This is a genomic window from Acinetobacter sp. 40AMC3-4, assembly GCF_049898185.1.
GTDB lineage: Bacteria > Pseudomonadota > Gammaproteobacteria > Pseudomonadales > Moraxellaceae > Acinetobacter.
The window spans coordinates 80,232-99,375 of sequence record NZ_JAFCXG010000010.1 but is presented as its reverse complement, the minus strand read 5'-3'; the positions used below and the strand labels follow the sequence as shown (position 1 = coordinate 99,375).

Annotated in this window: 17 protein-coding genes; 15 read left to right on the top strand and 2 right to left on the bottom strand. The window is 41.3% G+C overall.

Annotated elements, in window-relative coordinates; translation table 11 throughout:
• The first annotated feature begins 266 nt into the window (after window positions 1–266).
• From ACP7BU_RS12180 to hisC, 7 genes are all read left to right on the top strand, one after another.
• The gene (locus ACP7BU_RS12180; protein ID WP_425879974.1) at window positions 267–1,718 is read left to right on the top strand and encodes an RNA polymerase factor sigma-54; all 1,452 of its coding nucleotides are present in this window, start codon (window positions 267–269) and stop codon (window positions 1,716–1,718) included.
• 184 nt (window positions 1,719–1,902) lie between these two features.
• Window positions 1,903–2,235 carry a ribosome hibernation-promoting factor, HPF/YfiA family gene (gene hpf / locus ACP7BU_RS12175; RefSeq protein ID WP_004730744.1) on the top strand — a complete coding sequence of 111 codons (333 nt, stop codon included), beginning with the start codon at window positions 1,903–1,905 and terminating at the stop codon, window positions 2,233–2,235.
• A gap of 133 nt (window positions 2,236–2,368) precedes the next feature.
• On the top strand, window positions 2,369–2,620 hold the full coding sequence (gene ibaG / locus ACP7BU_RS12170; protein ID WP_004730742.1) for a BolA family iron metabolism protein IbaG: 252 nt from the start codon (window positions 2,369–2,371) through the stop codon (window positions 2,618–2,620).
• 7 nt (window positions 2,621–2,627) lie between these two features.
• A complete protein-coding gene (gene murA / locus ACP7BU_RS12165) occupies window positions 2,628–3,884 on the top strand; it encodes a UDP-N-acetylglucosamine 1-carboxyvinyltransferase (RefSeq protein WP_004279150.1) in 1,257 nt (418 codons plus the stop codon).
• Window positions 3,884–4,585: an ATP phosphoribosyltransferase gene (gene hisG / locus ACP7BU_RS12160; protein WP_004730740.1), complete on the top strand. Its 702-nt coding sequence runs from the start codon at window positions 3,884–3,886 to the stop codon at window positions 4,583–4,585. The genes murA and hisG overlap by 1 nt, the downstream gene beginning before the upstream one ends.
• A gap of 186 nt (window positions 4,586–4,771) precedes the next feature.
• A complete protein-coding gene (gene hisD / locus ACP7BU_RS12155; RefSeq protein ID WP_425879975.1) occupies window positions 4,772–6,076 on the top strand; it encodes a histidinol dehydrogenase in 1,305 nt (434 codons plus the stop codon).
• Window positions 6,077–6,224: 148 nt separating this feature from the next.
• Window positions 6,225–7,313, top strand: a complete 1,089-nt coding sequence (gene hisC, locus ACP7BU_RS12150) for a histidinol-phosphate transaminase (RefSeq protein WP_425879976.1) — start codon at window positions 6,225–6,227, stop codon at window positions 7,311–7,313.
• 110 nt (window positions 7,314–7,423) lie between these two features.
• Here the strand turns inward: hisC and ACP7BU_RS12145 are convergent, their stop codons facing one another.
• The gene (locus ACP7BU_RS12145; protein WP_425879977.1) at window positions 7,424–8,755 is read right to left on the bottom strand and encodes an anthranilate synthase component I family protein; all 1,332 of its coding nucleotides are present in this window, start codon (window positions 8,753–8,755) and stop codon (window positions 7,424–7,426) included.
• Window positions 8,756–9,014: 259 nt separating this feature from the next.
• On the opposite strand from ACP7BU_RS12145, the gene ACP7BU_RS12140 reads away from it, so the two are divergent.
• From ACP7BU_RS12140 to ACP7BU_RS12115, 6 genes are all read left to right on the top strand, one after another.
• Window positions 9,015–10,067: a DUF6160 family protein gene (locus ACP7BU_RS12140; RefSeq protein ID WP_425879978.1), complete on the top strand. Its 1,053-nt coding sequence runs from the start codon at window positions 9,015–9,017 to the stop codon at window positions 10,065–10,067.
• Window positions 10,068–10,256: 189 nt separating this feature from the next.
• The gene (locus ACP7BU_RS12135) at window positions 10,257–11,090 is read left to right on the top strand and encodes a putative pilus system C39 family peptidase FilB (protein ID WP_153567073.1); all 834 of its coding nucleotides are present in this window, start codon (window positions 10,257–10,259) and stop codon (window positions 11,088–11,090) included.
• 34 nt (window positions 11,091–11,124) lie between these two features.
• The gene (locus ACP7BU_RS12130) at window positions 11,125–12,330 is read left to right on the top strand and encodes a hypothetical protein (protein WP_425879979.1); all 1,206 of its coding nucleotides are present in this window, start codon (window positions 11,125–11,127) and stop codon (window positions 12,328–12,330) included.
• A 12-nt stretch (window positions 12,331–12,342) separates the two neighbouring features.
• The gene (locus ACP7BU_RS12125; RefSeq protein WP_005107779.1) at window positions 12,343–14,007 is read left to right on the top strand and encodes a putative pilus system OmpP1/FadL family transporter FilD; all 1,665 of its coding nucleotides are present in this window, start codon (window positions 12,343–12,345) and stop codon (window positions 14,005–14,007) included.
• A 7-nt stretch (window positions 14,008–14,014) separates the two neighbouring features.
• A complete protein-coding gene (gene filE / locus ACP7BU_RS12120; RefSeq protein ID WP_425879980.1) occupies window positions 14,015–15,163 on the top strand; it encodes a putative pilus assembly protein FilE in 1,149 nt (382 codons plus the stop codon).
• Between the two features lie 21 nt (window positions 15,164–15,184).
• Window positions 15,185–17,116, top strand: coding sequence for a hypothetical protein (locus tag ACP7BU_RS12115; protein ID WP_425879981.1), 1,932 nt, complete (start codon window positions 15,185–15,187; stop codon window positions 17,114–17,116).
• Between the two features lie 59 nt (window positions 17,117–17,175).
• Here ACP7BU_RS12115 and ACP7BU_RS12110 read toward each other — a convergent pair whose 3' ends face one another.
• The gene (locus ACP7BU_RS12110) at window positions 17,176–17,724 is read right to left on the bottom strand and encodes an NUDIX hydrolase (protein WP_161785319.1); all 549 of its coding nucleotides are present in this window, start codon (window positions 17,722–17,724) and stop codon (window positions 17,176–17,178) included.
• A gap of 123 nt (window positions 17,725–17,847) precedes the next feature.
• Between ACP7BU_RS12110 and ACP7BU_RS12105 the strand changes: the two genes are divergently transcribed.
• Both ACP7BU_RS12105 and ACP7BU_RS12100 read left to right on the top strand, forming a co-directional pair.
• Entirely contained in the window at window positions 17,848–18,456 is a 609-nt protein-coding gene (locus ACP7BU_RS12105; RefSeq protein WP_004279164.1) for an NUDIX hydrolase, read from the top strand.
• Between the two features lie 24 nt (window positions 18,457–18,480).
• Entirely contained in the window at window positions 18,481–19,008 is a 528-nt protein-coding gene (locus tag ACP7BU_RS12100; RefSeq protein WP_374952841.1) for a gamma carbonic anhydrase family protein, read from the top strand.
• The last annotated feature ends 136 nt before the right edge of the window (window positions 19,009–19,144 follow it).

Below are 19,144 nucleotides of genomic sequence, written 5' to 3'. Positions count from 1 at the left end.
CAGAAGTGAAACCTCTTAGCGCTGATGGTAGTGTGGGGTTACCCATGTGAGAGTAAGTCATCGCCAGCTCATTATTCGAAATCCCCCTCCGCCAAGGCAGAGGGGGATTTTTTTATGCGCAAATTTAAGTATTTCAACAATTATTAGTCGCGAAAGACTAGAAATTTAAAATCCAATTTGTATGTTTTTTAGTAAATCTGTGTTATAAAAAATAAAACGGCATAAAAATTGCTTATAAAACGGGATTTTCTATTAAGGGGGTAACAATGAGATTATCAGTGGGCATAAAAATTGCGAACTCGCTGTCATTAACTCCACAATTACAGCAAGCAATTCGGCTATTACAACTTTCAAGTCTGGAATTGGAACAAGAAGTTCAGTTGCAACTTGATAGTAATCCTCTATTAGAAAAAGTTGAAGAGCAAATTACCCTTGAAAGCTTATCGACAATTGAATCAAATAATGAAAATCACGATCTAACCAATGAACTTAATGCCGATCATCTGCCTGATGACTTACCTGTAGATACCGATTGGGATGATGTTTATACCCATCAACCTACAAGTCTGGGGGCAGCCGAGTTCGAAGAGCGTGAAGATAATCGTCAAGGACATCAGAGCCTGCAAGAATATATGCTAGAACAAATTAATCTGTTGAATTTTTCACAGGTTGATAAATTAATCGCTTATTGCATCGTGGATTCTTTAGACGACAAAGGTTTTTTAGATGCAGAGTTGAGTGAAATTACTGCATCGGTACAACATTTACTCTCTTCTATGGGGTCTGAAGAAGAAATTGAAGATGATGAGGTTGCCGTTGTATTAAAGCATATTCAACGTTTGGATCCGGTGGGTGTAGGTTCTAGAAGCTTGGCAGAATGCCTATTGGTTCAACTTGATAATTTACCTGCGTCAACCCCTTGCCGAAATGATGCGATCAAACTTCTGCAACATTATGAATTGTTGATTACCAATGAGCTTCCTAAGCTGATCAAACAGACTGGCTTAAATCCAGAACAGTTGCGCTGTGCTGTAGATTTGCTAAAAACCTTAAAACCGCATCCAGGTCTGGAATTTGAAAACAAGGAATCGGATTATCAGGTGCCAGATGTTGTGGTGATGAAAAAGAATAACTGCTGGCAAGTCAATTTAAACTCGGATGTACTGCCAAAGTTACGCGTCAATTCTTTTTATGCCAAAATGATTCGTCGTGCAGATCATAGCGATGATAATCAGTACCTGCGTAATCAGATGCTGGAAGCGAAGAACTTTATCAAAAGTATCGATGAACGGCATAAAACATTATTGAAAGTCGCGACTTGTATTGTAGAACATCAAAAGATGTTCTTGGAAATTGGGGCGGAAGGCATGAAACCTCTGGTTTTAAGAGATATTGCCGAAGAAGTCGAATTGCATGAATCTACAGTTTCTCGTGTAACCACCAATAAATATATGCTGACCCCACGTGGATTGTTCGAGTTGAAATATTTCTTCTCGAGTCATGTCGGGACTACTTCAGGTGGTGAAGCATCTTCTACTGCTATTCGTGCCAAAATCAAAAAACTGATTTCCGAAGAAAATGCCCGTAAGCCTCTGTCTGATAATGCAATTGCCAATATGTTAAAAGATGAAGGCATTGATGTGGCACGACGTACGGTGGCGAAATATCGTGAATCGTTACATATTCCTTCATCTTCTGAGCGAAAAGTCTTGATCTAAAATTTGAAATCTGGCTATTCTAGAGATTCATTATGACAACATAATGAATCTTTTTTCTTTTGAGGATCAGTAAGATTGATTTGATTCAGGACTTAAAATACGGATATTTTATTTATAAGTTACTGTATTTAAATTATTTTATATTGAGACTCTTCTAATCCTAACGAAGGTGAGGGATAGAACTATGCAAATAACAATTCGTGGACATCATTTATCGATTACGCCAGCTATTGAAGAAAGTATAAAAACCAAGTTTTCACAGATGACGAAGCACCTAGATCAGGTGAATAGTATGCAAGTGAAACTCTCGAAAGATCATCAAATTGATAAACGCTCTAGAAAGGGCAGTAGTAATCATATCGCAGAGGCTATTATCCGATTACCGGGCATTGAATTTTTTGCTCACGCCACCGCAGATGATATGTATACTTCAATTAAAATATTGACCGAAAAATTGAAACGGCAGATTGATCGATACCGGGAAATGCATTTACAGCAGCATCCTTTAGCCCTATAAAGGATAAATGATGAAAAAGAGGTTTTAAAAGCCTCTTTTTTTTATATATATAATGTATGGATCCATGAATTATTTTTGCTATTTATAGTAAAATGGCTCGTTTTACACCCTTAGTCCTATAAGAGGTCTTGTGATGAATAATGAACAGCTCGCTGAAATTTTAGAAGCCGCTTTTCCGGAGGCGGATGTTGCTGTGAGTGGTCAGGGCGGAAAATTTGATCTCCGTATTGTGGATGATCAATTTGAAGGTAAGCGTCCAGTTGCACGCCAACAAGCTGTTTATGCTCCTCTCAATGCCCATATTGCCAGTGGTGCAGTTCACGCAGTAACAATTCGCGCGATGACAAAAGAAGAATGGCGCAAAGCAAGCTTATTTGGAGCTTAATCATTTAATGGATAAATTTTTAATTCAGGGCGGTATCAAGCTCGAAGGTGAAGTGCGCATTTCTGGTGCAAAGAATGCAGCACTTCCATTATTGGCAGCAATGATTCTTGCTGATACCCCGATTACGCTCAGAAATGTTCCTAATCTAAAAGATGTCAATACGTTGGTGAAGCTGATTGCTGGTCTTGGGATCACCATGACTTATGAAGGCGATACGGTTGTTGCTGATACTTCTACATTAGATAACCAGTTCGCACCGTATGAGCTCGTAAAAACTATGCGTGCTTCTATTTTGGTGCTTGGTCCATTATTGGCGCGCTATGGCAGTGCAAAAGTGTCTTTACCAGGCGGTTGTGCGATTGGTTCCCGTCCTGTCGATCAGCATTTGAAAGCTTTAGAAGCTTTAGGCGCCGAGATTGAAGTCGAAGCCGGTTATGTACATGCCAAAGTCGATGGTCGCCTGAAAGGTGGCGAAGTTGTCTTTGATATGGTGACTGTGGGTGGGACAGAAAATATTCTGATGGCTGCCGTGTTGGCCGATGGTGTGACCACGATTCGCAATGCAGCACGTGAACCTGAGATCACTGATCTTGCGCAAATGCTGATCAAGATGGGTGCCAAGATTGAAGGTCTAGATACCGATACTTTAATTGTGACCGGTGTCGAACGTCTGCATGGCTGTGAATATGCGGTTGTTGCTGACCGGATTGAAACCGGTTCATATCTGGCAGCAGCAGCGATCACTGGCGGTCGTATCAAAACCACGCATACTGATCCGTCCCTGATGGAAGCGGTGCTGGACAAGTTTGAAGAAATGGGCGCAGAAGTGACCCGTGGTGACGACTGGATTGAACTGGATATGCTGGGTAAACGTCCGAAAGCTGTCAGCTTCCAAACCTTACCACATCCAGAATTTCCAACCGATATGCAAGCCCAGATTATGGCTGTGAATGCCATTGCTCAAGGCTTTGCGACAATTTCTGAAACGATTTTTGAAAACCGTTTCATGCATGTTCCTGAATTGGCACGTATGGGTGCCAATATTCAGGTAGAAGGTAATGATGCTGTGGTAACGGGTGTAGAAAAACTTTCTGCCGCACCCGTAATGGCAACAGATTTACGTGCTTCGTTCTCTTTGGTGCTGGCAGCACTTGCCGCTGAAGGTGAAACGCTGATTGACCGCATTTATCATATTGACCGCGGTTATGAAGATGTAGAAGCAAAGTTACAAAGTTTAGGTGCCCAAATTAAGCGAGTAAATTAATGAGCGATATGAGAAACGATGATCCAAACTTTGACGTAATGGGCAATTTTGATCATGGTTTAACTTTGGCATTAAGTAAGGGGCGTATCTTAAAAGAGACTTTACCTTTGCTAGAAACAGCAGGGATTAATCTTTTAGAAGATCCTGATAAATCTCGTAAATTGATTTTCCCGACCACGCATAAACAGGTTCGTATTCTAATTTTACGTGCTTCAGATGTACCGACTTATGTTGAAAATGGTGCAGCCGATATTGGCGTGGCCGGTAAAGATGTATTGATGGAACATGGCGCGCAAAACGTCTATGAACCATTGGACCTGAAAATTGCGGTATGTAAATTGATGACCGCCGGTAAGGTGGGGATGCTACGTCCTAAAGGTCGCTTAAAAATTGCGACCAAGTACGTGAATTTGACCCGTCAATACTATGCCAGCCTGGGTGAGCAAGTGGATGTGATCAAGCTGTATGGCTCCATGGAACTTGCACCATTAGTTGGTCTGGGCGATTACATCGTCGATGTCGTAGATACAGGCAATACCTTGCGTGCCAATGGTTTAGAGCCACTTGAAGAAATCTGCAAAGTGTCTTCGCGTTTAATCGTGAATAAAGCCAGCTTTAAGCGTAAGCAAGCGTTGTTAAATCCGATTCTGGCACAGCTTGAAAAAGCTGTGGAAGAACGTGAAAAGGCCAAACAAGCTTAAATTTGTTGCATAAAAATACCGTCCTCTTAGGGCGGTTTTTTTATTCGATTGAACATAAATACGATGTAAATTCTTTCATCAATTTTACCAAAAGTTATTTCCAATAAAACTCATAGGGCTAGAGCACTATAGCTGCCGACAAAAGTCTGGAAAACAGGTAAACTAAAGCCTTCGAATTCAAACCTGATGGGTAAATTGATGCGACGTTTATCGACCCAAGATCAAAACTTCAAGCAAGCATTTGCTGACTTGTTGGCTTTTGAAACTGTTAATGATCCTGAACTTTTAAAAACTGTAGATCAAATTATTGCTGATGTTCGTCAGCATGGTGATGCTCAAGTTCTTAAACTCACTCAACAGTTCGATCGACATCCGGCGCATCAATTTTCAGATTTAGAGTTAAGCCAAGAGCAACTGCAAGCTGCCTTCGAGGGTTTGACGACTGAAGTGCGCGAAGCTTTAGAGCTTGCTGCAGCACGCGTGCGCGAGTTTCACCAGGTACAAAAACAGGACGGCTGGACCTATGTCGATGCTTTAGGAAATACGCTTGGTCAGAAAGTCACTCCACTGGATCGTGTTGGGATTTATGTGCCGGGTGGTCTGGCTTCTTATCCATCTTCAGTATTGATGAATGCTGTGCCTGCTCATGTAGCGGGAGTTCCTGAAATTATTATGGTGGTACCTGCACCGAATGGTGATTTAAATCCATTGGTACTGGCGGCTGCCTATCTGGCAGGTGTGACACGTGTCTTCACGATTGGTGGCGCACAAGCGGTTGCGGCATTGGCTTACGGTACAGAAACTGTCCCACCGGTCGATAAAATTACCGGCCCAGGCAACCGTTTTGTTGCTGCGGCAAAACGTGCGGTGTTTGGTCAGGTCGGTATCGACATGATTGCAGGACCTTCTGAAATTCTGGTGTATGCCGAAGGCCAAAATAATGCTGAATGGTTGGCGATGGATTTACTTTCGCAAGCTGAACATGACACTGTGGCACAAGCCATTTTCATCACACCAGATGAACAGTTGCTGAATGAGGTTGAACAGGCGATTGAAATGCACCTGGCAATATTGCCAAAGGCAGAAATTGCCCGTACTTCGATTGCCAATCGTGGTGCTTTGGTACTCGTAAAAGACCGTCAAGAAGCATCAGATTTGATTAATCAGGTGGCACCTGAGCATTTGATGTTATGTTTAGATGATGCAGAAGCAATGTCTGACAGCATTCGTCATGCAGGTGCGATCTTTATGGGTCGTTATACGCCTGAAGCCATTGGTGATTACTGTGCTGGTCCAAACCACGTCTTGCCGACTTCAGGTACTGCGCGTTTTTCATCGCCACTTGGTGTCTATGATTTCCAGAAGCGCTCAAGCCTGATTATGTGCTCACAAGAAGGTGTAAAAACTTTAGCAAAAACTGCGGATATCTTGGCGCAACAGGAAAACTTGGATGCACATGCACAGTCAGCACGTTATCGTTATCAATCATAAATAGCATTACAACCTCTCCCTGACCCTCTCCTAAAAGGAGAGGAGAATTTAAACCACAAAAATCTTGTGTCTTTAGTAATGAAAATTCCTCTCTTGCGCCATATATGGCTCAGGGAGAGGTTAGGAGAGGGTTTAAAGAGAATACAAAATGAATATCACAACAGAACAAATGCGTTTTTGGAGTCCTGAAGTACGTGAATTAAAACCGTATACTCCAGGCGAACAACCAAAAATCCAGAATATTTTAAAACTTAATACCAATGAAAATCCGTATCCACCTTCACCCAAAGTGGTAGAAGCGGTTCAAAAGGTACTTGCGAATTCGGCAGATGTTTTGCGTTTGTATCCAGACCCTGATGCATCAGAGTTGAAACAGGCGATCGCTAAACAACAAAATGTACCTGTAGACACTGTCTTTGTCGGCAATGGCTCAGATGAAGTCTTGGCACATATCTTTAAAGCATTTTTTGTTCAAGAACAGCCTGTACTTTATCCAGATATTACCTATAGTTTCTATCCGGTTTATAGTCAGTTTTTTGGCATCAGAACCAAAATCTTGCCATTGAATGATGACTTTGAAATTGTGGTGGATGACTATAAACAAGCTAATGGCGGCATTATTATTACTAATCCTAATGCGCCGACCAGTATTGAACTGGGCTTGGCAGCCATTGAGGAAATCCTACAAGCCAATCCGGATTCAGTGGTGATGCTTGATGAAGCATATGTGGATTTTGGTGCAGAATCAGCAGTCAAGCTGGTTGAGAAATATGAAAATTTAGTGGTATGTCAAACCACATCGAAGTCACGTTCTCTTGCTGGTCTGCGAGTGGGTTTTGCGATTGCTCAGCCACATTTGATTGCAGCACTTGAAGCAGTCAAAAACAGCTTTAACTCCTATCCGATGGACCGTTTTGCGATTGCTGCAGCGGTCGCTTCATTTGAAGATCAGGCCTACTTTGAAGCACAGAATCAGAAAGTTATTGCCAGCCGTGAAAAGTTGGTGTTTCAACTAAATGAGCTTGGTTTTAAAATTTTACCATCGAGTGCCAACTTTATTTTTGCCTCATTGCCATCTAAGGATGCAGGCGAACTTGCAAGTGAGTTGCGTGAACGTGGCATTATCGTGCGTTATTTTAACAAGCCACGTATTAACCAGTTCTTAAGAATTACCATTGGTACAGATGAGCAAAATCAGCGTTTAGTCGATACGCTAAAAAATGAGATTTTGGTGTGATTAAAATCCCTCCTAGCTTCTCTTTGAAAAGGGAGGAGTTCCCTCTTTGAGTAAAGGAAGGTTAGGGTGGATTTGTAGAAAAAAGCGAATCAAATGATTCGCTTTTTTATTTATTCAGGCTGATACCAGGTATTTAACAGATCCAGCATCGCTGAAACTTTATCAAAACATTCCTGATATTCCGCATTACAATCCGAAGAAATGGTAATGCCACCACCGGCCCATAAAGAAACATCTTCTTGATATTTCTGGATGGAACGAATCAGAATGTTCCAGGAACCGGTACCATCAAAATTAAAATAACCCATTGAACCGCAATAAGCACCACGTGCTACACCTTCCAGTTCAGCAATAATCTGCATGGCCCGGATTTTAGGTGCGCCCGTAATTGAGCCACCTGGTAGGGCTGACATTAATACCTCGAAAGGATTCACATCTGCTTTTAAGGTCGCTTCTACTTCGCTCACCATATGATGCACTTGATTAAAACTTTCGATATTAAATAATTTGGGGGTTTTAACCGAGCCTGTTTCTGCATAAACACTTAAATCATTACGTAATAAATCCACAATCATGACATTTTCTGCTTGATCTTTTTCCGATGCTTTTAAGGTTTGTTTAGATTGTTCATCTAGCACAGGATCGCTATAGCGTGGCATGGTGCCTTTAATTGGTTTGGTGATAATTTTTCGATTTTTTTCGAAGTCAATAAATAACTCGGGTGAGCAGCTGAGTAATTCAAAATCACCAATACGTAAATAACCCGCGTAGGGCGCTTCGGTTAATGTCCAGAATGCTTGGGCAGTCGCTAAGAGGGAGCCTTGGGCACGACCTTTAAACTCTTGGGTCAGATTAATCTGATAGCAGTCACCTGCAACAATATAGTCCTGAATTTTCTGAAAAGCCTGAGTATAAACAGATTTAGTCCAGCGTGAGATACAAGGATTTTTTAAATGAAATGTCGAGTGAATTTTATCTTGATTAAGTAAGTTCTGAATATGATTGAAAATTTGTTCTGCCTGTGGATCATCACTATAGAACATCCAGCCATCAGAGATTGGTTTAATGTAGGAAGGAAATTGACCAATAAATAAACCAGGTTGAGGACGGTCTGGATACTGAATATATTGTTGAGCCGCATAATCGTAGCCGATAAAGCCAACATAGCCTCCATGAAAGCCATTCTCTTGAGGAGTTTTTAATGCATTAATCACTAAATTAAATTCAGATGGGCTGGGTTGATACTGTTCAATCCCTATTCTTTTAAAAGACTGAATTTGTGATGTCTGCGCAACAAAATATTCTTGAGCGCAGCAGGCAATAAAAGGCCGACCATTATTATTTAAATACACTAGATGATTCAATGTCTTCAATGCGGATAATAGATCTGTAACCAGACGTGATTCAAACTTTAAGGGACGATGATAGAGAGCTTCGGTCATTCAGTTATGGAGAGTTCGATATGACTTACTATTTTATATCAAGAAGCCAGGAAAATATTTTTAAATCATGAAATACCGTTTATCGGTAAGCGACAGATTGCGACCAACAACAGTTGATCAAAATTTGACTCGACGCTAATTTAAGTGGGCTAGCAAATTACTCAAGGAAAGATGCTTAAGCTGTCAGAAAATAAAAAATACAGCCTAAACACTGAGTAATTCACAACCAAAAAAAATAGTACTCTTGGGAGAGTAAACAATGAAAAAATTTACAAAATTAGTTTTAGCGACTTCAGTTGCATTTAGTGCCAATGCGATGGCGATGCAAGCAATGGATGATGCATCTCTAAGCGAAACAACGGGTCAAGACGGTTTGACAATTGGTATCGGCATCTCGAAAATTGCTATTGAAAAATTATTTATCCATGATAACGACGGTTTGGCACCTAAAGGTGTTGCAAATGAGGCGGGTTTCGGAGGTACTTCTACAGCAGGTGCGATCGTAATCCGTGGTAAGACTGATACAGCACCTGATGCTGCTGCTCTTGCTGATCCTACTACTGCAACGCATGGTGTAGTAATCGGTGCCAATTATGACAATAATGGTGCCTATTTACTTGCATCCCGTAACCTTGCTGACTTGGTAATTGATTCAGATGCTGGGGCTGGTAATCCTTTCATTAATGTTGCTGCACAAGTATCGGGTCTAGATATCAAAGTTGGCCGAATTGGTGTAACTGCATCTGGTGCAGATGATCCGGATTCGATTCGTCGAGGTGGTGCCGGTGTTGTAAACGACATCATTAGTGGTTTTGACGTTAAAACTGGTGTGATAAATGCCAATATTCAACTGGGTGCTGCTCCACAAGGCGCTATGATCAAGATGAATAGTGTAATGCAAGGTGGTTTAGAAATTAAGAACCTAGGTATTTTAGATAATTCCACTAAAAATAAAGTAGTGGGGCTTGTAGGCACGACTCCAGTGACTACACGTGAAGCCGGTGAGATTTTTGTTGAAAGTATCAAAATTGCAGATGCATCGTCTAATGATTTAACCATTAGCCAGAATATTTCTGTATTTAACGATGCTTATGTTGGTACTACCGGCACTCAATTAGGTAAGGCAGCACATGTTCGTATTGTAAGTAATGATACTGGGGCGAAAGACCAATACATTAAAGGTATTCATTTAGGTAACCGTGAAGCAAGATCATCAATTGGTGATATGGAAGTCCAAGGTTTACAAACTTTCTATTCTCCTTCACAAGGTGCTTATACTAAAGGCGCAATTATTACTATTTCTGGTCACTAATCTTTCTTCTAATAAAAGCGCGTGTTTACACGCGCTTTTTTATGACTATATCACTTATCTAAAAAATAAAAAAAATACTGTATTTTTTTGAAAAAACAGGTATCTTTCTAGTTACAGGGAAGTAGAGTTAATGCTCTATAAAAAGAAAAAATAGGCACATCATGCCCATTATAAGAAAAGTTAATAATTATGTTAGAGATCGCGTTGGGCTCGGCATTGATGTATTACGCTGCCAAAGAAGCTCTGGATATCAAAAAACAGCCGAACGGTGCTGTTCACTATACTGAAGTTCTTGATTCAAGAAATGACTCTTTTGTGCGTATGCACCGTGAAGCTGTGGAAGTAAAACCAGCCCTTCTGGATCAGTTTCAGGGCATTGTACGTCAAGCTTATGATTATAGTTGTGGTTCAGCAGCACTTACGACCCTCCTTAATGGTTATGTCGGTACGCAGCTGGATGAGCAGCAAGTCATGAGTGGGCTAATGAAATTCGGTGAAACGGATAAAATTGTTGAACGCCGTAGTTTTTCTCTGCTTGATATGAAGCGCTTTGTTTCAGCCTTAGGGTTGGAAAGTGGAGGCTATCGAGGAGAGTTCAAAGATTTAGTCAATCAAGATCAGCCCGCCATTGTTCCGATTTCCTATGCAGGATTTAAGCATTTTGTAGTGTATAAAGCTTATAAAAATGGCCGGGTTTATGTTGCAGATCCTGCACTTGGTAATATCAGTTTTGAGGAACGGCGTTTTCAGGATATTTGGGAAAATAACACTTTGTTCCTGATTAATGTACCTGAACAATATCGCAAAAATTTTCTAGCATTAAAAGAATCAGATATGCGCCATGTAGAAGATGCTACGATCAATCGCTATGCCTTGGTTGACATGCAGTATCCACAATTTTATATGGACAAAATTGCTGATAAAGCTTCTACGATCCGTATGGACCGTAATCGTAATACAGAGTCAGAACAATTTGGGGAATATCAACATAACTTCCTGAGACTGTATTACAAGAATAAATAAAACGAAAAACAGTAATAAAAATTAAAATGGTGAAATGGATATGAACAGTAAATGGATGAACAAGACGTTCTTGGCACTGAGCATTCAAATGGTAATGGGCGTTGCATTTGCTGCAGAAGAACCAGCACTAGGTGAATACGAAACGGTTGATGAAGAAGTTGTTGTTGAAACTGCTGCATCTGTACCGGCTCAAACTGGACAAGTCGAAACGCAGGCTGCAGAAGAGTCAGAACTAGGTGAATATGAAGCAGTTGAAGAGGCTGTCGTTGAAACAGCAGCACCTGTAGAGACTCAGGCTGGCCAAGTAGTAGATGCATCTCAAGCTTTACAGCAACAAGAAGGAGATGCTACTCAGGCAGCTAATCTGGAAGAAGTATTTACGTCAAATGAACGCCAATACTCTCTGATAAAACAAGGTGAAATTTCATCATATTACGATATTGATTATACCTATTATCGAGACACTCAACTCGATATAGAAATGGCTCAGGGCCAATTGTATCAACTACGTGTTCAAGAAAATGCAACACATAGTATGACTAATACTTTCACTTTCCAATATGGCGTGAAAGATAACCTGACCTTGACTGCATCCCTACCTTTAGTGGCCAAAACTGACTTGTTGAAAGATACCTCTACTGCGGGTTTAGGTGATATTAGTTTGGGCGCTCGCTGGGAACCCTTTCCCCTAAAAGCGGGTCGTCTGCCTCTGATTTTATTTGGTAATTTATCAACTAAAACTGGTGACAGCCCTTATGAAATTAATGCCGCGACAGATCTGGCAGCAGGAAAGGGCTATTATTCTGCTGGAGTAGGTGCTAGTACGCGTAAATACATTGACCCAGTCGTATTGTTTGCATCAGTTTCTGCGAACTATGGTTTTAAAGAATCGGGCCTGAATCAGCGTCGAGGTAGCCGGATTATTGAGGAGTTTGAACCTGGTGTTAGTGGAGGCTTTGCCTTTGGTTTCGCATATTCATTTAACTATGATGTTTCGATGACCATGTCCTATCAGCAAAGCTTTAATACTGGTGCGGAATTTAACTATAACACTGGTGAAAGTTATTCTGCTGCAGATCAGACCAGTTCTACCTTTGCAATTTCCTTAGGTGTGCGAGTCTCTCCAGAAACAATTGTTAATGGTACCGTTGGCTTAGGGCTGACCGAAGATGCACCGGATGTTTCGTTGGGATTATCATTCCCACTTGATATTTTAGGTTTTGGTAAAAAAATCAGTTAATAGGGGTGTCGTATGAAAAACATTCGACTTAGCCCGTTATTAACAGGAATTATTCTTGCGGGCTGTTCAAGTTATACCTTTGCACAATTGGGAACCAACCTTTCAGTTGATTTACGTGCACTATCCATGGGGAATGCTGTCACTGCAGATCCTCCAGGGGTCAATGCCATCCACTTTAACCCGGCTGCACTGACTAAAATTGATGGGCTGCAAACCGAACAGCAAATCATTGTGGCTAATTTTGATATCCAGCGTGAGTTTTCAGTACCCGCCGGATATAACGTATTTGGCTATTCTGATGATCCTATTGTCTGTAATGACGGTCCTGAAGTTTCATCTGATTTGTGTACAGATTTTAAAGGTCCGGTCAAAGGCGATGTGGAATATGTCAGCCTTTATGTCCCTTTTCTGAAAAAAATGGTGGATTTAGGCGAAGGTCTTCCTTTGACTGCACCGACTATGGGGATCGCATATAACCCACCTGGTTCTAAAGCCACTTATGCGACTGCTGTTTATGCTCCTCTCATGGCAGGTTTTGGTCATGAGGATGGTAATCCGGCAAACTTTATGGGACAACAGGTTGCTTTAGAGCGGATTACCTATCTGTCTCCATCCATCGGTTATGAGGTCAATGACCAACTGTCGATTGGTGCTTCTATCGGGATGTCTTATCAAGCCATCGGGATGAAAACGGACTTGCGTTTCCCGAATGAGTTGATCGGGATGTTGCGTATGATCGACGAAGTCGTGTGTACGCCGTTTAAAGAAAATTCCGACATTATTACAGATATTCTTTTGCTCGGGATCTGTAATGCTGATGAGGGGATGAACCCATTTGGCAAGTTTGGTCAAATGCAACTGGAGCTTGAGCAAAACTTAAGCCCAAGCTATAACCTGGGAATATTGTGGGAACCACGCGAAGATTTTAGTTTTGGTATGGTGTACCAAAGTGCTGCAAAAATGCGCTTAAAAGGTAAATATCATATTGATAATGCCAAAGCTCCTCAGGAAATGATTAAAGGTTTAATGACCTCACCGACCGGCCAGATTCTGGCTGCAATTCTTGGATTTCCTACTTATATACCATCGAGTGAATCTGGTCTGGTGTCGCAGGATTTTGAATATCCGGCGCATTTTCAGGCAGGTATCAAATATAAAGTGATGCCAGATTTGCAAGTAAATTTTGATATTGGCTGGACAGATTACAAGGTCTGGGACGAATTTAAATTCGAATTTGATCGTACTATTTCAGCCCTAAAAATTGCCAAAATTTTATCTGCTAATGTTACTGACTCAACCCTGGCTTTACCGATGGGATTTGAATCGCCGTGGAACTTCGGTATCGGGATGGAGTATTCCGCTACAGACCGCTTGAAGCTTCGAGCAGGTTATGAGCCACGGACTAGTGCTATTCCGAAAAATAAGCGTAATACCATGGTACCGATCAATGGTGCGCAGTTATTTGGTTTAGGTGTGGGTTACCGCTTTGATGCAGATACTGATCTGGATCTATCGATTGGTTTTTTGCGCAGCAAAGATCAGATTCCAGCAAATACCAGTAGTTTAGCCAACCAGACTGGGGTAAATAACCTGTTATTAAACCCATATGCAGGTTTAAACGTAAAAACAGATACCAAAATTACCATTTTAGGTTTGAACTATCGCACTCGTTGGTAAGGAAGAAATGATCAAGACAGGGAAAGTGGGATTGACAACGGTACTGGCATTAAGTCTGGTACCCTTGTCTTTTTATACAAGCGCTAAAGAATTTATTACGATTATTGGTCCAGATGGCCGACCATTAGTCGTACCACGTAATAATGTAGAGAAAAAAACTGAAGACAAATCTCGATTGTTGAAAAAAGTAGAAGCTGCAATAGTTCAGTCCATACCTGTGAAGCAAAACTTAGAAAAAGTACCCGTCGTAGAAAATGGACAAGTTAAATCTAAGCATGGCCATAATATGGTTGTACAACCAGTACAACCAGTACAACCAGTACAACCAGTACAACCAGTACAACCGCATATTGCACAAGCACAGATTGAGTCTACACCACGATTAATACCTGGATCTAAAGCTCCTCAAATTTCTGATGCTGGAACAGGATCTTCTGTTGCTAACATACAAAAACCGGGATTTAGCCAGGTTGAAGGCATTGAATATGTGGATAGTGAGTATCTGGAAAATAAAGAATTTAATTTGGAAGGCAAAAAACGTTTCTATAGCATGCCCGAAGGAGTAGTAGATAAAAATATCGGAACTACCCGGATCCAGATAATTGAACGTGAAAAAGGGGTGGGACAATCCGTATTAAAATCCTTGTTTCAAACGCCAGAAGTAGATTCTGGTCCTGTGGTACTGGCTCAAAGTTATTATCGTATTTCACAGTCGGAGACCATCAAGAGCTTAGGCAAGCAGTGTTTTAATGATAAGAAAATTAAAAAAGCGAAAGAAATCAGTTTTAAAAAAGCAGTTAACCTCTGGCCTCGTGCGCCTCTTAAAGCAGACGAATTTGATTTTGAAGTGGTAAAGCTTCAATCCGATATCCAGAATATTCAGATCAACTCTTATGCCTCTAGCCAGAAAAATCCAACGTATTATTGGCCTTTTGTTGTATTTTTAGACAGTCGTGGCTGTGTGCTTGAAGGAGCGGGCGGTTATAAAAATCAGGAAGAACAGGCGAATATTATTCAATATGAGCGTATCGAAGGGGTTCTCCAGATTCCTGCACAAACTGAATATGTATTATTGACGCCTTTGGCCTCCGCGATAGATGTTGAAGACAAGATGCTGACAAATCATGGACAACTAAAATTAGTCGCCATTCGATAAGGACTATTCGAGTATAAAAAGATGAAAAATAAAATATTATTTCCATTTGCTTTAACCACACTTTTAACGGCACTGAGCGGGTGTGGTGGGGAAAGTGCCAATGTCATTCCAGAAAAAAACGATGAAGCCACGACCAATGGTACTTGTACCCCAGGTACAACGAACTGTGTGGAATGGGGGCTGGAATATCCGCTCGATGGTTTGAACTTTAACTGTAGTAGCGATACAGAAAATACCTTTATTACGTTATTTGACAGTAAAAATGGGGTTGCTTCTGGAACCTGTCAAAAGACGGATAATATTGAGTTTTATATTCAAAGTTTTGCTTCGCGCAAGATTAATTTAGGTCAAATTAAACTCAGCGATTATGCTAGTTTTAGTGCCCAGACCCAGCTGCCGCGTTTAAGTGTAATCGATATTGCAACTGGGATTACTCGACGTCCGGTAGCTGATTTGGTGCCTAATGATCCTACCGTTCAGGTGGCCATGCGTCTGGTTAAAATTCTGCAAGCTTTGGCGCTAGAAGAAGGGCGTATTATTAATCCATCTGATGTACAACCTTTGTATATTACTGAAGAGATGCGTAAAGACCTGGCGAAAACCAGTGAGAATATCAATTTGATGGATGCCGATTTGGCGACCAAAATTAAAGATTTTGTTGATATCAGCACAATTTCGGATGAGGTGGCTTTTGCCACAGTTAAAAAGCTGGTGACGATTGCCAACGCAGCCGTGTATCAGCCAGAATTTTCATTATTCTCAACTTCAGGCGTGATTGGAAGTAACCTGACGGGTTCAGATGGACTGGTGGGCTGTAATCAAAACCCTTGTGATATTAAGAATAAGAATACTAAATATTTATTTGGCCATTTTATGCTGATTACCAATCGCCAGGGCTATACCTTTGGCAGCGGCTTACAATGGCGTGATAATGAGTTAACTCTGGCTAAAGAAAATTTATCTTCCTTAGGGGGGATTAATGCTCAACTCATCCGTAAGGTGAAACCGGTACAAATGACCGCTGATCCACAAAGTTCATGGATTCATCCAACCAGTAAAGCCATTAACACGCCTTACCGCCTGAATGTCGCAAATAATGTGACTCCGCTTGAGTTGTATCAAGGCAGATTATTGAATGATTATGTGATCGCGGGTAAAGAAGCTTTCTATAAAGTGGTGACTGACAAAAAATCGCTGGATACTTCCGATCAAGCCAACTTGGGGTTGTGGCGTTTGCAGGCTGATGGTGAAAACTATACGGGAAGCGTTGATCTATATAAGATTTTCCCAATTAGTTATCTGGATCGTCAGGTCTTTAAAACAGCGCAGAACGTCGCGGATGGGGAGAAATACATTTTCCCAATGTATGCCAATCTGGAATTTAAATTTACAGATACCACTGTCAGCCCAATTACTTTAGGAATTGTAATTGACAGTAATGGTGATGTACGCACCAATATGCAATCCTCTAGTAATTTCGCGACTGATCCGGTGAATGGCTGTCAAGGTGATGTGTTGGCAGATACGCTCTTAGATCATCAAGGCATACAACAATATCGCCTCGGGACTTTGGGACGTGCATTTGTCGCTGATAAAGCGGTTTCCATGCGCCTGATTTTGGCCAATGAAAAGTTTGGTAATATTAATGGCGCATTGGTAGGGGTAGACTCGCGCATCCAGTCTTCACCGGATTCTAGGGATTCGATTGTGATCGGTGGTGCACTGCTCAATTTGTCTAATGTGTTAGATACTAATGTCGGCCAGAATGGGCGTGTAACTTTCCTGAATTCGGCAGGTGATGGAGTACAATGGGCCAATACCTATGCCAGTTTTCAAAAAGTTTATAATAATAACAATGAGGGTGAAACACCGGCAGATATTAGCCTAGCAAAATTAAACGGTGGTTCGGTTGAGTTTAAGCTTGCGGATTGCTATCAAGTCAAAGCCAAATAATATTCTTTAAAAATAAAAAAAACCCATCTTAGTATGGGTTTTTTTTATGGATGTTAAATTTAACCGGTATGGTCTAGACGCGTGCCTAAGGTTTCCAGATGCATTGGAAAAATATTATTTTTACGGTCTTCAAAATAATGTCTGAGAGTATGTTCTACACTCGGGAAGGCAAGTTCGGTCCAGGGAATATCTGCTTCATCAAATAAACGTGTTTCGATGGTCTCTTCACCCGCACCAAATTTTCCATCAATCAGATTGGCTTTAAATAGCACATAAATCTGACCAATACGCGGAATGTTATACATACAGTACAACTGTTCAATATCTACTTCAGCTTCGGCTTCTTCACGGGTTTCCCGTGCAGCCCCTTGCTCCATGGTTTCAAACAGTTCCATATAGCCGGCAGGTAAAGTCCATAAGCCGTAGCGTGGTTCAATGGCACGACGGCATAACAGTACTTTGTTTTCGAATAAGACTAAAGCACCACAAATTACTTTCGGATTAATGTAATGAATAGAGCCGCATGAATCACATACGCTGCGAATTTGCTGATCGCCCAAAGGAATTTTAGCAGTGGTTTTATGTCCACAATTCACACAGAAGTTCATATTCATCATCAATGATAAAAGTATGCTCAGGATAACTGAAAAACTAAAATTTGGCATCATTTCTCTCCCGCCCCGACTAAAATCAGCTATGATGAAATTATGATCATCGTCAGAGTTGAAAGAATGGATGCATGTGAATTGACACAAAGGTTGCAGCAACGCTTACGTTTTTCCAAGCGTATTCGATCTGCGCATGCTGCCGTGTTAATTGCAATTACAGATGAAGCTGACCCGAAAGTATTGCTGACGCGCCGTTCAGCTTATTTGAATAATCATGCCGGAGAAGTCTCATTTCCAGGTGGCAAGCGCGATCCACAAGATACCAGTAATATTGTGGTGGCTTTAAGGGAAGCCTATGAGGAAACGGCACTCAATCCTTTTGATGTGCATTTAATGGGTGATTTACCCATGCAAAAAGCCCGCAATGGCATGCTGGTCAAACCGATTGTGGGACTGATTCCTCCGCAAGTGAAGCTGATTCCACAACCGACGGAAATTGACCGGATTTTCTTTGCTTCATTGCAGCATTTGCTTGAAGTGACGCCCACGCCTTATGAAGTTCGTTTTGCCCAGCAATCTTTATATTTTCCGAGTATGCGGGTAGAAAATGAAGTGGTCTGGGGATTGACCGCACGTATGCTGATTTCTTTATTTCAATATGGGCTGGATTATAAAAAAGACTGGCCATTCTTGCTTAATTCTCCAACGTTTAAACGCTCCAAATTTTTTTAACCATTGAATAGGATTTTATCAATGTTGTACAAATTTCAAGGACATATGCCCACCGCTATACATCAGCCCTGGGATGGCTGGGTGGCACCAACGGCAACAGTGATTGGGAAAGTTGAACTTGGGCGGCAGGTCAGTATCTGGTTCGGTGCCGTAGTACGTGCAGATAACAGTAAAATTAAATTGGGTGACTTTAGCAATGTGCAGGAAAATGCAGTACTGCATACGGATGCCGGTATCGAGATGAATATTGGCAATTATGTGACAATTGGGCATCAGGCTATGCTGCATGGCTGTACCATTGGAGATAACAGCCTGATCGGGATTCAGGCTGTCATTTTGAACCATGCCGTGATTGGCAAGAATTGTATTATTGGTGCCAATGCCTTGATTCCAGAAGGCAAGGTCATTCCAGACAATTCTGTGGTGATGGGCTCACCCGGTAAAGTGGTGAAAACGCTGGATGATGACAGTATTCAAAAATTAACAATGAGCGCCATGCATTATGCCGAGCATTTTCAGAAATTTCAGGACTTGGAAGAAGTGCAACTCTAAGGCACTCTTTTATTGATTGAATCATAAGCCTAGATTTTCTAGGCATTTTTGTATCTGTTTCGGGAAAATCTCGCGTAGCGGATATGAGTGGAGTATCATATCCGCGTTTTTTATATTCTCTGAATTAAGGTTGTGC

Bases quoted from the DNA above. Each gene is read 5' to 3' on its own strand.
- ACP7BU_RS12130 (WP_425879979.1), top strand. From the start codon at position 11,125: ATGGATATGAACAGTAAATGGATGAACAAGACGTTCTTGGCACTGAGC.
- ACP7BU_RS12180 (WP_425879974.1), top strand. From the start codon at position 267: ATGAGATTATCAGTGGGCATAAAAATTGCGAACTCGCTGTCATTAACT.
- ACP7BU_RS12145 (WP_425879977.1), bottom strand. From the start codon at position 8,755: ATGACCGAAGCTCTCTATCATCGTCCCTTAAAGTTTGAATCACGTCTG.
- ACP7BU_RS12135 (WP_153567073.1), top strand. From the start codon at position 10,257: ATGTTAGAGATCGCGTTGGGCTCGGCATTGATGTATTACGCTGCCAAA.
- murA (WP_004279150.1), top strand. From the start codon at position 2,628: ATGGATAAATTTTTAATTCAGGGCGGTATCAAGCTCGAAGGTGAAGTG.
- hpf (WP_004730744.1), top strand. From the start codon at position 1,903: ATGCAAATAACAATTCGTGGACATCATTTATCGATTACGCCAGCTATT.
- ACP7BU_RS12125 (WP_005107779.1), top strand. From the start codon at position 12,343: ATGAAAAACATTCGACTTAGCCCGTTATTAACAGGAATTATTCTTGCG.
- filE (WP_425879980.1), top strand. From the start codon at position 14,015: ATGATCAAGACAGGGAAAGTGGGATTGACAACGGTACTGGCATTAAGT.
- ACP7BU_RS12105 (WP_004279164.1), top strand. From the start codon at position 17,848: ATGGATGCATGTGAATTGACACAAAGGTTGCAGCAACGCTTACGTTTT.
- ACP7BU_RS12115 (WP_425879981.1), top strand. From the start codon at position 15,185: ATGAAAAATAAAATATTATTTCCATTTGCTTTAACCACACTTTTAACG.
- hisD (WP_425879975.1), top strand. From the start codon at position 4,772: ATGGGTAAATTGATGCGACGTTTATCGACCCAAGATCAAAACTTCAAG.
- ACP7BU_RS12110 (WP_161785319.1), bottom strand. From the start codon at position 17,724: ATGAACTTCTGTGTGAATTGTGGACATAAAACCACTGCTAAAATTCCT.
- ACP7BU_RS12140 (WP_425879978.1), top strand. From the start codon at position 9,015: ATGAAAAAATTTACAAAATTAGTTTTAGCGACTTCAGTTGCATTTAGT.
- hisC (WP_425879976.1), top strand. From the start codon at position 6,225: ATGAATATCACAACAGAACAAATGCGTTTTTGGAGTCCTGAAGTACGT.
- ibaG (WP_004730742.1), top strand. From the start codon at position 2,369: ATGAATAATGAACAGCTCGCTGAAATTTTAGAAGCCGCTTTTCCGGAG.
- hisG (WP_004730740.1), top strand. From the start codon at position 3,884: ATGAGCGATATGAGAAACGATGATCCAAACTTTGACGTAATGGGCAAT.